The following is a 14,505-nucleotide window of genomic DNA, read 5'->3' as shown; positions in this document are numbered from 1 at the left end:
ATTTGATAATTATGCAAAACGAGAAATTATTATTGCCTGACTATTTATTTGAAGTAGGCTGGGAAGTATGTAACAAGGTAGGGGGAATTCATACCGTTATCGCGACCAAGATTGCATCATTACGGAAAGTTCTGAATAAACCACATATTCTGATTGGCCCGGATGTAATTCAAGGAAACGAAACTAATCAGGAGTTTATCGAAGATTCTTTACTCTTGAAAGCATGGAGAGCGAAAGCTGCCAGCGAAGGTTTACGTATCAGGGTCGGGCGATGGAATGTAGCTGATGAACCTATTATAGTATTGATAGATTTTACCCCGTTTTTTTCTCAAAAGGATGAGATACTGAGTCTCTTGTGGGAAAAATATCATTTGGATTCGCTAACCGGTCAGTGGGATTATATTGAACCTACTTTGTTCGGATATGCCGCGGGTAAAGTTATCGAGAGCTATATAAAATACCATTGTGCTCCTAATGATAAAATTATAGCACAGTTCCATGAATGGATGACAGGTTCGGGGCTTCTGTATCTAAAATCGGCGGTACCTCAGGTTGGATGTGTTTTTACAACTCATGCAACAGTATTAGGACGTTGTATTGCAGGTAATGGATTACCATTATATGATAATTTGAAAAGTTATCATCCTGATGTTGTTTCCCGTACCTTTAATGTTGTAGCAAAACAGTCGTTGGAGAAGTTGGCAGCTCTGGAAGCTGATAGTTTTACAACGGTTAGTGATATTACAGCTAAAGAATGTGAGCAGTTTTTTGAAAAACCTGTAGATATTGTTACCCCCAACGGATTTCAAGATTTTATAGCTGATGAGTCTGATTTCTTAGGAAAGGAAAAGAAAGGCCGGGATGAGTTGATAAAAGTAGCAGAAGCTATTCTGGCTCGTCCTATTGATAATAATGCTTTATTGATAGGTATCAGTGGTCGTTATGAGTTCAAAAACAAGGGTATCGATGTATTTATCGAAGCTTTAGGAAAGTTGAACCAGAACAAAGCATTGACTCGTGAGGTTGTTGGCTTCATCTTGGTTCCTGCAGGACATCACGGACCCATAAAAGATTTGCTATACAACTTGAATAATAAAGCAGATGCGAAACCTTTACGTAGTCCATACCTGTCACACGAGTTGAGTGACGAACAATATGATCCTGTAATTAATGCGATACGTAATAATGGTCTGAATAACAGTAATGAAGATAAGGTTAAAATATTCTTTGTGCCTTCTTACCTGAATGGTAATGACGGGATTTTCGATATGCCTTATTATGACCTGTTAGCAGGTTTGAATCTGGCTTTGTTCCCTTCTTATTATGAACCTTGGGGATATACCCCTCTCGAAAGTGTCGCATTTAAAGTACCTACTATTACTACTACACTGGCCGGATTCGGTTTATGGGTAAGAACCCATTATACAGAAGAACGTCCGGGTATTACGGTAATTAAGCGTACCGATGATAATGATGCAGAAGTAATTGCAAAGATCGAAGAACATGTTATCCGTCATGCCGATTATAAAGATGAAGAATACAGACAGGTAAAAGAAAATGCTTACGAAGTATCTAAGATTGCCCTTTGGGATAATCTGATATATTATTACATGAAAGCATACAGCGATGCTTTAACAAAAGTAGCAGAACGCTACACCGAAAGTGATTTTATTAGTGATAATCAAACAAATTATATTCCTCAAATGCCTCAAAGTGTGACTCCCAACTGGCTCAACATAATGGTTCATCGTAATGTACCAACTAGATTGAAAGCTCTCGAAGTATTAGCTTACAATATGTGGTGGTGCTGGAACCAGGATGCCAAAGAATTATTCCAATCAATAGATCCTGTAGCTTGGGAGAAAGTATATTTCAATCCGATAGCATTGCTCGATAGCCTTAATTTTCAACGCTATCAGGCTTTGGAGAATGACCATGATTTTGTGAATAAGTTAGATGCTGTTTATGCCCGTTTCAATGCCTATATGGCAGAAAAAAATAAACAGGAAGGTCCCACTATCACCTATTTCTGTATGGAATATGGACTGCACAGTTCACTGAAAATTTATTCGGGGGGATTGGGTATATTAGCCGGTGACTATCTGAAAGAGGCCAGTGATAAGGGTGTGAAAATGACCGGTATCGGGTTGTTATACAGATATGGTTATTTTACACAACGGTTATCGACAACTGGAGAGCAAGAGAATATCTACGAGGCTCAACGCTTTGACAAGATACCTATAGTACCACAACGTGATGAAGAAGGAAACTGGATCACTGTTCAGATTGCATTACCTGGAAGAAATCTTCATGCCCGCGTATGGAGAGTGGACGTAGGGCGTGTCGAGCTTTTCTTATTGGATACAGATTTTGAAGATAATTTACCGGAAGACAGGTCAGTGACACACCACTTGTATGGAGGTGACTGGGAAAACCGTTTGAAACAAGAATTACTGTTAGGTATCGGAGGTATCCGCGTACTAGGTAAGTTGAACAGACGCTCTAATGTATATCATTGTAATGAAGGGCATGCTGCATTTACTGGTATGGAGCGTATACATCAATTGATGGTAGATAAGAACCTGTCGTTCGAAGAGGCGAAAGAAGTAGTACGTTCTTCTTCATTATTTACAACTCATACACCGGTTCCTGCCGGACATGATGCCTTTGAAGAAGGGTTGCTTCGTAAATACATATCTCATTATCCTGACCGTTTCCAGGTTAGCTGGGAGACTATAATGGGAATGGGACGTATTCACCCTTCGGATTCTCATGAAAAATTCTCTATGAGTAATCTGGCTGTAAATCTTTCACAGGAAGTTAACGGAGTAAGTTGGCTTCATGGAAAAGTATCACAGGAAATGTTTAAAGACATGTTCCCCGGATATTTGACAGAGGAATCATATATCAGCTATGTTACTAATGGTGTGCATTACCCGACATGGGCTGCTCCCGAATGGAAAGAATTGCACGAAAGAGTGTTTGGCGCTGACTTTGCGAATCACCATTATGATAAATCATGTTTTGCTAACATACATGGTGTCGATAATCATGAAATATGGGGAATCAGAAGTAAACTCCGTGCCAGAATGATTGAGCATATCAAGGAACGTTTGACTAAGCATGATGAATTGATGTATTATACCCCACGGGAGATTGTTAGTATCGTGGAAGCGTTAGATCCAACAAAACTGACTTTTGGTTTTGCCCGTCGATTCGCTACATACAAGCGTGCTCAGCTTTTGTTTAAAGATATCAATACTCTTAACGAAATAGTTAATCATCCGACACGCCCTGTACAATTCATTTTTGCAGGAAAGGCTCACCCAGCTGATAAAGCAGGGCAAGACCTGATTAAAAAGATTGTCGAGATTTCTAAATATCCTCAGTTCTTGGGCAAGATACTCTTTATTGAGAACTATGATATGGAGTTGGCATCCAGCTTGGTACAAGGTGTTGATATTTGGTTGAATACACCAACACGCCCTATGGAGGCTTCGGGAACGAGTGGTGAGAAAGCTGTGATGAACGGTGTTATGCACTTTAGTGTTCTTGATGGTTGGTGGGTCGAAGGTTATCAGAAAGATGCCGGATGGGCTTTACCTCTAGAGCAAGTGTATAAAAATGACGAGTTTCAGAATGAACTTGATGCAGAGCTGGTATATAGTACCATCGAGAATGAAATAGCTCCATTGTTCTATGATAAAGATGCAGAAGGTGTACCTAACGAATGGATTCAGCATATAAAGAATTCGATAGATAAAGTTGCCTCTAACTTTACTATGAACCGTCAGTTGACTGATTATGAAGACCGCTTCTATAATAAATTAAATGAGCGTGCGCATCAAGTCAGGAAAGACAATTTTGCGATGGCTAAGGATATAGTAGCATGGAAGCACAAAATGGCCCGGGGCTGGGATAGTATAGAGGTTATGTCTGTAAATATGCCTAGTATCTATAAAGAAGATATTACTTTAGGACAGACTTATGAACTGGAAATCAAACTGAGCTGCGGATCGTTGTCGGCAGAGGATATAGGTGTTGAACTTGTAGTAACTAATGATAAGGATACTAAAACAGATGATGTATTGGTGAAAGAACCTTTCACATTGGTAGATCAAAGTGGCAGTATTGCAACATACCGCTTGAAATATACCACAAGCCGTATCGGTAGCTTCTCAATAGGACTTCGGGTTTATGCCCAGAATGATATGTTAGCACATCAGCAAGATTCAGGACTTGTGAAATGGATGTAACAGGAGCTAATAGCTTATCCTGATAAATTAATAATATGGCTATTTTGAATTTATTCAAATATAGCCATATTGCATTTCTGAATAATTTTTACCTTAACAAGCATGATAGAATCAATATATGATGATAAGGGATTGGATAAGTATAAACCAGTCATAACAAGAAGGCATGAGAAGTTCGAACAAAAGAAAAAATTACTGGCCAATGGCTCATCCTTGAGTGATATAGCTAATGGTTACTTATTTTATGGTTTGCACCGTTATCCTGATAAATGGGTACTGCGCGAATGGGCACCGAATGCTACGGAGATATATCTGATAGGTGATTTTAATAACTGGCAACAGAAAAAAGAGTTTGCATTTTATTATACATATAATGGAAATTGGGAGTTAGAGCTACCTCTTGATATTTTACAGCATGGTATGTTGTATAAACTGTGGATCAAATGGGAAGATGGTGCCGGAGAGCGTATCCCGGCTTATTGCCGGAGGGTTGTACAGGATGATGTAAATAAGATATTCTCGGCACAGGTATGGACATCCAATTACGAATGGAAGCATGCCAGATCTAAGAAGGTAGAGAATCCTCTTATTTATGAAGCGCATATTGGTATGGCATCCGAAGAAGAAGGGGTATCCACATATATACATTTTCGGGAGAAAGTACTTCCTTATATAGCCAAGATGGGTTACAACACCATTCAGCTTATGGCTATACAGGAACATCCGTATTACGGATCGTTCGGCTATCAGGTTGCTAACTTCTTTGCTCCTAGTTCAAGATTTGGGACTCCGGAAGAGTTAAAAGAACTTATAGATGAAGCCCACCGACTGAAAATAAGCGTGGTGTTGGATATTGTGCATTCACACGCTGTAAGAAATGAAACAGACGGGTTGAGCCGTTTTGATGGAACTTTTGATTTATACTTTCATGATGGAGAAAGAGGTATGCATCCGGTTTGGAATTCCAGATGTTTTGATTATGGAAAAAATGAAGTTCTGTCATTTCTTTTATCGAATTGTAAATACTGGCTGGAGGAATTTCGTTTCGATGGGTTTCGTTTCGACGGAGTTACCAGTATGATGTACTATGATCATGGCATTGGTCGGGATTTTGTCGATTATTCGATGTATTATGATGGAAATCAGGATGAAGATGCTATTGCCTATCTTACGTTAGCTAATGAATTGATACATGAATTGAATCCCGAAGCTATAACTATTGCAGAAGATGTGAGCGGTATGCCCGGATTAGCTTCTCCGATAAGGAAGATGGGTATAGGCTTTGATTTTCGTATGGCTATGGGAATAGCCGATTTTTGGGTGAAGCTTCTTAAAACGAAATTCGACGAAGAGTGGCACGTCGGGGATATGTTTTATGAATTGACGAATAAGCGGAAAGAAGAATCTACAATAAGCTATGTTGAAAGCCACGATCAGGCAATGGTAGGAGATAAGACTATTATCTTTCGTTTACTGGACAGCTTGATGTATACCGATATGAATGTGTTCAAACGGAATCCTAAAGTTGACAGAGGGATAGCATTGCATAAAATAATACGCTTAGCGACTATTTCTACTGCCGGTGATGGATACCTGAACTTTATGGGTAATGAATTTGGACATCCGGAGTGGATCGATTTTCCAAGAGAGGGAAATGATTGGTCGTACAAATATGCCCGTCGTCAATGGGGATTGGAAAAAGATACTAATTTACGATATCATTTTCTGTCTGAATTCGAAAGTGCTATGCTTAAAGTAATAAAAAAGCACTCGATTTTTTCAAGCAGACCTTTTGCTATTATTCAAAGTACGAAAGAGCAGATACTAATATTTAAGCGAAAGAATCTGATATTTGTATTTAATTTTAGCCCTACTAAATCATATACAGATTATGCTTTTGAGATAGATAGAGGTACTTACCGGATAGTTTTGAATAGTGATGATTCCCGTTTTGATGGATTTGATCTTATCCAAATGGATTATAATTATATAACCCAACCTGAAAAAGGAAAAAATATCCTAAGGTTGTATATCCCGGCCAGAAGTGCTTTTGTGCTGCATAAAACTGAGTGAAACTTATAGAGAACAGGGCTGAAAATATCAGCTCTGTTTTTATAAGCTATCACTGCTCTTTGTTGCTAACCAAAGATTACGGCTGTAAGCTATAAATCCGGCGCTTTGTCCTAATATTAAGACCGGATCTTTACGGAAGATACCGTATGCTATAGTTATAATAGAGCCAACAAGGCTCAGCAACCAGAAATTAACAGGAAGCGATGATTCTCCTTTTGCCTGAGAATACCACCATTGATATATGAAACGGAATGTAAATATGATTTGTCCCAGAGAACCGAAAATAAGCAAAGGGATAGGAACGCTTTTGAAAAGGCGGTCGATACTGCTATCACCTTTGTATAAAACATAGCCTGCTGCTAGTATAGGGGTCACCAGAATAATATAACGTATAATGGGGTATATCTCTTTCCAATGGTTCTTATTGTTTATATTCCATATATAGATATAGTATGAGAATATTTGTCCGAGTATGATGGCAAAATCTCCTCTAAGCCAACCGTAGATCGAGAAAAGAAAAGAGGCAAGTAAGCTTATTTGCCAATAAATAGTAGGGGATACTACTTTCTTTGCCTTTTCAGATAATACCCATTGGATCAATACTCTGATTGAAAATAATCCTTGTGCGAGAAATCCAATGATGAAATACCACGATTTATCCATGATTTAAATATTGTGTGTAGAGATATTGTCAGATGCTATATTGTATTTGATATATCGTTTTTTCATCCATCGATAAGCGAAGCAATCCATGAAAGGGCCTATAAGCCGGTTCCAAAGATTGAACTTAGATGTTCCGGCAAGCCGTTCGAAGTGCCTGACTGGAACCTGTTTTACATTTGCGTCCTGTAGTTGAATTAAAGCAGGAAGGAAACGATGCATTCCTGTGAAGAACGGAATACGCTTGGCATAATCAGTGCGGATAACTTTCAAAGGGCAACCTGTATCTGCAACACCATCGTTAGTCATCCAGCGGCGGAATCCATTGGCTATTTTAGACGAAAGTTTTTTACCCAGACTGTCTTTGCGTCCGGTCCGTATCCCCATCACTAATTCGAACTGGTTGCGATAGGGTAGAAGCAACTCAAAATCTTCGGGTGTTGTTTGCAGATCGGCATCTATATATCCAACAAATTGAGACTCGGCGGTGTCGATTCCTGCCTTGATTGCTGCACTTAAGCCCCTATTTTGGTCAAAGCTAATATAAAAGAAAGAACTATTTTGCCGACAAGTTGTTTCGATCAGAGTTTGGCTATTGTCTTTTGATCCATCATTAACAAAGAGAATACATGATTTGACGCTGGAGTTTTTCAAATATACAGATAATTCCTTTTCTAACCGTCCGATATTATCTTCTTCGTTGTAGATAGGCACTATTATCGTAAATTCGTAGTCTTTGGTTCTATTCATAGTTGTTCTAATCGATATTGCTTTTTGGGATGGTAAAGGTATCTATTTTTTATAAAATAATGAATTGATCTTTTTATTAAACGGCGTTTTATTAATAGTCATAATTTTCAAATTATATATCTTTGCTTCCGGATAAATAATAAACAAGATATGACAGACTCTCGGAACTATTTAATTCATTACTTCATTTTATTGGTTGTTTGCCTGTTCGCTTTCTTTGTAAATAATCAGGTGATTCCTGCCGATCTTATGGAATCACGGAATCTGGCGACTGCGCAGGAAATGATTCATACCGATAATTATCTGATGCCGACGATGAATGGAGAACCACGGCTCGAAAAACCTCCATTGCCAACTTGGATAGCTGCCGGTGTAGAGCTTCTTATTCCGGGAAACCTGATAGTTCAGAGGTATATGGCAGGAATTTCAGCTACTATAATGGCGTTCTTCCTATACTTTCTGGTCATTAGGTTGACAAAGAACCGAAATCTGGGGTTAATATCTTCTCTTGTATTAGTATCTTGTTTCAATATAATATTGATGGGGCGTACTGCTACATGGGATATTTATTGCCATAGTTTTATGCTCGGTGCAATCTATTTTCTGGTATTAGGTTTAGAAGAGAAAGGACGGCAATGGAAGTGGTTCATTCTGACGGGTATCTTTCTAGGGTTATCTTTTCTTAGTAAGGGGCCTGTATCGTTTTATGCTTTATTATTACCTTTCCTTATTAGTTATATTATCATGTTTCGCCCTTCGGCTAAGGGAAAAGGCTTACCGATATTGGTAATGTTATTAGTCTGTTTAATTATATCTACATGGTGGCCTGTCTATGCCCGGTTGTCTCATCCCGAATTGTCGGTCGCTGTAGCAAGTAAAGAATCTTCGTCGTGGTTGGGGCATAATGTACGCCCTTTGTATTATTACTGGCAATTTCCGGCCGAAGCAGGTATCTGGGCTGTGTTCTGGGTTACCTCATTATGCTGGTTTTATTGGAAAAGAAAGATCGAAAACCGCCGGATGTATATCTTCTCGATTGTTTGGACTTTTGCGGCCTTTGTTTTATTATCTGTAATTCCGGAGAAAAAGACCCGTTACCTCTTGCCGATGTTGATACCCGGTGCCATTAATATTGCATTTTATATCTACTATTGTGCAACTGCAATAATGTCGCGAAAAGAAAAGAATATCTTCCGGTTCAATATGTCTTTGATCATTCTAATCTTACTGGCGCTGCCTGTTGCTCTTTATATCATGTTTATGAAGGAAAGTATGATGGGGCTGCCGATGTATATTGCCATATCTGTACTAAGCATAGCGTTGGCTGTATTCATTGCTTTAGCTGTTTTTAATAAACATAGAGTAGATGTGTACAAGGCTTTTACCGGCGTTATACTGACTATGATTGTAGTGGAAGGACTCTGCTTGATTCCTATAGGGCGTATGTTTATAAATGACGACAGGCATAGTATAAAAATGCTGAGAGATATTGCAACTGTACAAAATATGCCCTTTTATCATGATCAGGATGAATATGTGAGGATGGAGCTGGTGTATGAGGCTAATCAGATAATTCGACCGCTGGATATTTCTGATAGTATTGATATACAATCAAAGTTGCCTTTTGTATTTGTCAGCGGACTGCCTATTGATAGTTTATTCTCTGATAAGAATGTTACCATTGAAGTTATTGATACTTTCGATAATAACTGGCAAAAGAAGACCAGTCGTAAATACAATAAAGATCTGGTAAAAGAAGTTGCTATAATCCGAAAAAAATAAATACTAAGGAAAAAGGGATCCATAGCCGGATCCCTTTTCTTTTGTTACTTTATATTTATAGAGACAGAACTCTTTACGTCGGCAGAAGATGCTGCACAATGCAGTGTGAACTCGTCGGATTCTACAGTCCAGTTATGGGCTTTGTCATCGAAGAATGCCAAGCTCTGAACCGGAACTTCCAACACTACAGTTTGCGCTTCTCCTGCTTTCAGGAATACTTTCTTGAAAGCTTTTAACTCCTTTGCAGGACGCTCGAGTGTAGGTTTTGACTGAGATACGTATAACTGAACCGATTCAGCACCATCTATTTTACCTTTGTTGGTAAGGGTTAAAGATACTTTGATAGTCTCATTCTTACCATATTCTTTTTTGTCGGTTGAAGCTTTGCCGTATTCGAATGTGGTATATGATAAACCATATCCAAATGGGAACATTGCCGGAATCTTCTTGGTATCGTGCCAGCGGTAACCTACAAGAATATCTTCTTTGTATATCTGCTTGATGCTGTCACCCGGATAAGATATCTGTCCGAATGACATAGCTCCGTTATCTTCCAGCTTTTTAGGGAAAGAGAAAGGAAGTTTACCGGACGGATTCACTTCACCGGAAATAACATTAGCGGTAGCATTACCTGCTTCTGAACCTAAGTACCACGACTGCATAAGTGCAGGAACTTTATCAAGCCAAGGCATCGATACTGCATTTCCGCTGATAAGTATAACTCCTGTGTTTTTGTTTACTTTCAGAAGTTCATCGATCAGTTCATTTTGTCCGAATGGAAGGTCAAAAGAAGTACGGTCTCCACCCTCGCAGTCTTGCTGGTAATTCTTATTCAATCCACCGAAGAATAGTACTACATCGGCGTTCTGAGCTAACGCTAAGGCTTCACGTTTTAGAGAATCCGCATTGTATGGTGAGGGTATAGCCTTGTCGTATACAGTTGGTCCCGAACCGTATCCCATGGTATAGAATACTTTATCGGCTCCGTATTTTAGTTTTAAACCTTCAAGTGGAGAGACCTCTTTTTTCACTTTCAATTCAGATGATCCTCCTCCTACGGTAAGGGTACGAGTCGCATTTTCTCCGATAACGACAATTTTCTTGTATTTGTCTTTTGATATAGGAAAGAAGCCCTTATCATTTTTCATCAGTACGATACCTTGTTCAGCAATGCGGCGGGCTACATCCGCATGTTCGGGAGTTGCAAAGCTTCCGAATGGACGTTGTCTGTCCATATTGGTTCTAAAGTTAAGACGAAGTACCCGTTTTACTTTCTCATCTAAAGTGGACATCGGTACTTCTCCTTTTTTCAACATTTCAAGATAAGGCTGGGCCATAAAATATTGATCATAGGCAAGATCCTTACTCCATGTAAGCCCGTTTGTCCAGCTACCCATTTCGATATCCAGTCCGTAAAGGGCAGCTTCTTTCGTATCGTGGGCACTACCCCAGTCGGTTACTACCACGCCATCAAAACCCCATTCTCCTTTTAGAATTTTATTGATCAATACTTCATGGTGAGAACAGTATTGACCTCTGAACTTGTTGTAAGAACCCATAACAGCCCATACTTTACCTTCGGTAACCCCGGCTTTGAAAGCGGGCAGATATATTTCGTATAAAGCTCTGTCACTGACTTCGACATCGATGTGTCCGCGCCATAGCTCCTGATTATTCAGGGCAAAGTGTTTCATACATGCTGCAACACCGTTTTGTTGTACTCCTTTGATATAAGGAACAACCATTTTGGAAGCCAGATAAGGATCTTCGCCCATGTATTCGAAGTTACGTCCGTTCATCGGTGTACGGTAGATATTTACACCCGGACCTAAAATAATGTCTTTCTTTCTGAAACGGGATTCTTCACCTAAGGCGTTACCGTATTCAAGAGACAAGTCGGGGTTGAATGTTGCTGCCAGACAAGTTAAGGCCGGAAATGACGTACATGAATCGTTAGTCCATCCGGCATGGTTCCATGTATCCCAGTCTATTTCCATGCGTACTCCGTGAGGCCCATCGCTCATCCATATTTCGGGTATACCCAGCCGGGGTACTCCCGGTGTGCTGAACTTTGACTGAGCATGAATCATAGCAATCTTTTCTTCGAGAGTCATTCTCGATAATGCATCTTCAACTCTTATTTCCAGAGGTTTATTGTCATCCAGATAGGTCGGTAATTGCTTTTGTGCCTGTGTCTGAATTCCGAATAAGCCTAAGATGCTTAATAAAAAAAGTTTCTTCATTACTTGATTATAAATTGATTAGTATTGACATAGATTACACTGCATGGGTTACAAAAAAGAAACAAAGGTGTACAGCATTGTATATATAAGTGTCACTTTGTTGTATACTTTGTCACCTTTTATTAAAGCTAATAGTCAGGTATTTAAATAGGAGAAGGTGACAAAAGTGACAAAGTATACACGTTTTTTTTATTTCTTTTTTGTCTTATGCTTTTTCAAGCCCTTGTTTTTAATTTATAGATAAAAAGTGTTAGAATTTGACGGTCGCCGACTGCCCTTTTTTTAGATTCAGAATAAGTTTATCCTGTTCTTTCGAATAGTCTTTTGTTCCGGAAACGGTTAGGCTTTCACCATCAGGAATTTTCAGGATAAAGGTGTCCGTAACATCGGCTTTAATAGTTGCTGTAGTTATCTTTCCATTGTTCCATGAGAAGTTAACAGAAGCTCCTCCCCGTACTTTCAACCCTTTTATATTCCCATTTTGCATACTATCGGGTATTGCCGGAAGTAATTCGATATATCCGCTATGGCTTTGTAGCAGCATCTCCATAATGCCGGCAGAGCCTCCAAAGTTGCCATCAATCTGCATAGGTGGATGTGCACTGAATAGGTTAGGGTAGGTTCCCCAGCCTTTTCCGGCAGGTTTCAGCAGGTCTCCTATCAGCTTATAGGCTCTGTTGCCATCTTTTAACCTTGCCCAGAAATTTATTTTCCATGCCATAGACCATCCGGTAGATGCGTCGCCACGTCTTTCAAGCGTTGTTTTAGCGGCATTTATCAGATCCGGAGTATTTTCGACGGTTATTTCACTACCGGGATATAATCCATATAGTTGCGACACATGCCTGTGGTCTATTTCTGCTTCTTCGTAGTCTTCAAGCCATTCCATTATCTGTCCGTATTTTCCGATGGAAGTAGGGGCAAGCCTGCTTTTTTTCGATTCAATTATATTTACCCAGTCCGAATCTACATTAAGTATTTTTGCTGCTTCGACAACGTTGGTAAATAACTCCCTGATAATCTGGTTATCCATAGTAGAACCAGCGCTGACACTTATAGTGTCGCCGGATGTTGTGATATATTTATTCTCAGGGGAAGTTGTGGGAGCTGTAACCAGATATCCATTATTAGGATCCCGGATCAACATATCCTCGAAAAATAGGGCAGCACCTTTCATTGTCGGATATACCGATTGCAGATACTCTTTGTCTTTATTGTATAGGTAATGCATCCATAGATGCTGACATAGCCATGCACCGGCAGTATTGGTTGCTCCCCATGCCGGATCTTCCGCCGGAGATGTAAATCCCCAGACATTGCCCAGTATGTGTGTGACCCAGCCACGGCTGTTGTAATATATTGCTGCCGTTTTTGTTCCGGGTTTCACCAGAGATTTGGTATATTCTATCAAAGGCATATGCAAGTCGGCGAGATTACCTGTTTCTGCTCCCCAAAGGTTCATTTGCAGGTTTATATTCAGGTGATAATCACCATTCCACGGAGTGAAAATTTGTGGCGCCCACAAACCCTGTAAATTTGGAGGTAAACCACCTTCACGGGTTGATGAGATCAATAAATAGCGCCCGTATTGCATATACAGGCCAATAAGGTCATAATCTGTCCTGTCTTTAGCGAAGGCCTCTAAACGCTTATTGATCGGGAGATTAGAGTTCCGGTTTTTATCGAGTGTTACATCTACCCGGTCAAACCAGTGTTTATATCTTTTTATATGGTTTTGGCGGAGTTTAGAGTATTTTTTATGGCTGTTCTTTAATAATTCGGTATTCGTTTCAACAGGATTATTTCCTTTATAATCGGTAGCAAGCGACACATAAATTAATACTTCATCGGCTCCTGATATTACTATGTCTTTATCGTTTGTAGTTAAAGTACCACCTTTATTGACAATCTTAGCTTGCCCCGAATAGTTCATACCTTCACTTTTGACAGTGGCATTCATCTGTCCCGATATGTACAGGTTATTATCTTGAGCATAGGATTTGAAATTCATGTCTCTGCGCAGAAATAATTTTAAGGATAAAGCACCTTTCTTATTAGCCGTTAAGCGTATAATACCGATATCGTCTGTAAATGATGTGAAGTATTCCCTTTTATAACTGATACCTGCCCGGGTATATGTAGTTGTTGATGTGGCGTCGTTAAGGTAAATGGTTCTTTTATAATCATTTACTGTTGATAAGCTGTCGGGGTATGTAAATTCTATGTATAGATTCCCGAAGTTTTGGAAACTCCCGAAGGCAGCATTATCACTGCCTCCTTTACCCAGACAGGTGAAGGTTTTATACATCAGATTCTGAGCCTCCTTGTTTTTTCCGGTAAACAGAAGTTGTCTTATTTCTTTCAGGTATTTATAAGCATCCGGATTATCTGCATTTTGCTTGCTTCCTGCCCATAAAGATATTTCGTTGAGAACAATCCGTTCCCTGTCTATTCCACCCCAAGGCATCATACCGATACGTCCGTTGCCAAGAGGTACCGATTCTTCCCAGATAGTAGCAGGACTGTTGTAATAATATTGATATACGTTTTGTCCTTCGAGGATTAGAGAACAAAGAAATAAAGCACAACTTAGGAAAAAGTATTTCATGTTATTAGCTGTAATTGGGACACCCGAAAAAACGGAAATCCTGTCATGGATTAGGAATGAGGTCTCAGATCTTTTTATCTATTGTAAATAAAACAAATCTCTATAATATATTATAAATACCTACAGTTACTTC

7 protein-coding genes are annotated in these 14,505 nt (G+C 39.4%); 3 read left to right on the top strand and 4 right to left on the bottom strand.

From position 1 onward, the window contains the following. The first annotated feature begins 11 nt into the window (after nucleotides 1-11). The gene (glgP, locus tag BUC12_RS09290) at nucleotides 12-4,256 is read left to right on the top strand and encodes an alpha-glucan family phosphorylase (protein ID WP_062180379.1); all 4,245 of its coding nucleotides are present in this window, start codon (nucleotides 12-14) and stop codon (nucleotides 4,254-4,256) included. 102 nt (nucleotides 4,257-4,358) lie between these two features. Then, nucleotides 4,359-6,329 carry an alpha-amylase family glycosyl hydrolase gene (locus BUC12_RS09285; RefSeq protein ID WP_062180382.1) on the top strand — a complete coding sequence of 657 codons (1,971 nt, stop codon included), beginning with the start codon at nucleotides 4,359-4,361 and terminating at the stop codon, nucleotides 6,327-6,329. 39 nt (nucleotides 6,330-6,368) lie between these two features. Here BUC12_RS09285 and BUC12_RS09280 read toward each other — a convergent pair whose 3' ends face one another. Further along, nucleotides 6,369-6,995: a lipid-A-disaccharide synthase N-terminal domain-containing protein gene (locus tag BUC12_RS09280; RefSeq protein ID WP_394333930.1), complete on the bottom strand. Its 627-nt coding sequence runs from the start codon at nucleotides 6,993-6,995 to the stop codon at nucleotides 6,369-6,371. After that, nucleotides 6,996-7,739, bottom strand: coding sequence for a glycosyltransferase (locus tag BUC12_RS09275; protein ID WP_062180389.1), 744 nt, complete (start codon nucleotides 7,737-7,739; stop codon nucleotides 6,996-6,998). It abuts the gene before it with no gap. Between the two features lie 150 nt (nucleotides 7,740-7,889). On the opposite strand from BUC12_RS09275, the gene BUC12_RS09270 reads away from it, so the two are divergent. Next, nucleotides 7,890-9,521 carry an ArnT family glycosyltransferase gene (locus BUC12_RS09270; RefSeq protein WP_062180393.1) on the top strand — a complete coding sequence of 544 codons (1,632 nt, stop codon included), beginning with the start codon at nucleotides 7,890-7,892 and terminating at the stop codon, nucleotides 9,519-9,521. Nucleotides 9,522-9,565: 44 nt separating this feature from the next. Here BUC12_RS09270 and BUC12_RS09265 read toward each other — a convergent pair whose 3' ends face one another. Together BUC12_RS09265 and BUC12_RS09260 are read right to left on the bottom strand one after the other, a co-directional pair. Next, nucleotides 9,566-11,764 (bottom strand): glycoside hydrolase family 3 C-terminal domain-containing protein, encoded by a 2,199-nt coding sequence (locus tag BUC12_RS09265; RefSeq protein ID WP_062180396.1) that lies wholly within the window; start codon nucleotides 11,762-11,764, stop codon nucleotides 9,566-9,568. Nucleotides 11,765-12,014: 250 nt separating this feature from the next. Then, nucleotides 12,015-14,372, bottom strand: a complete 2,358-nt coding sequence (locus BUC12_RS09260; protein ID WP_062180399.1) for a glycoside hydrolase family 95 protein — start codon at nucleotides 14,370-14,372, stop codon at nucleotides 12,015-12,017. Nucleotides 14,373-14,505: the final 133 nt, after the last annotated feature.

The organism is Indolivaga macrotermitis (genome assembly GCF_900128985.1).
In the GTDB taxonomy this organism is placed as follows: domain Bacteria; phylum Bacteroidota; class Bacteroidia; order Bacteroidales; family Dysgonomonadaceae; genus Dysgonomonas_A; species Dysgonomonas_A macrotermitis.
This window is presented reverse-complemented; position numbering and strand designations above follow the sequence as displayed.

Coding starts and splice junctions, on each gene's coding strand:
- BUC12_RS09275 (WP_062180389.1), bottom strand. CDS start 7,739: ATGAATAGAACCAAAGACTACGAATTTACGATAATAGTGCCTATCTAC.
- BUC12_RS09285 (WP_062180382.1), top strand. CDS start 4,359: ATGATAGAATCAATATATGATGATAAGGGATTGGATAAGTATAAACCA.
- BUC12_RS09260 (WP_062180399.1), bottom strand. CDS start 14,372: ATGAAATACTTTTTCCTAAGTTGTGCTTTATTTCTTTGTTCTCTAATC.
- BUC12_RS09270 (WP_062180393.1), top strand. CDS start 7,890: ATGACAGACTCTCGGAACTATTTAATTCATTACTTCATTTTATTGGTT.
- BUC12_RS09265 (WP_062180396.1), bottom strand. CDS start 11,764: ATGAAGAAACTTTTTTTATTAAGCATCTTAGGCTTATTCGGAATTCAG.
- glgP (WP_062180379.1), top strand. CDS start 12: ATGCAAAACGAGAAATTATTATTGCCTGACTATTTATTTGAAGTAGGC.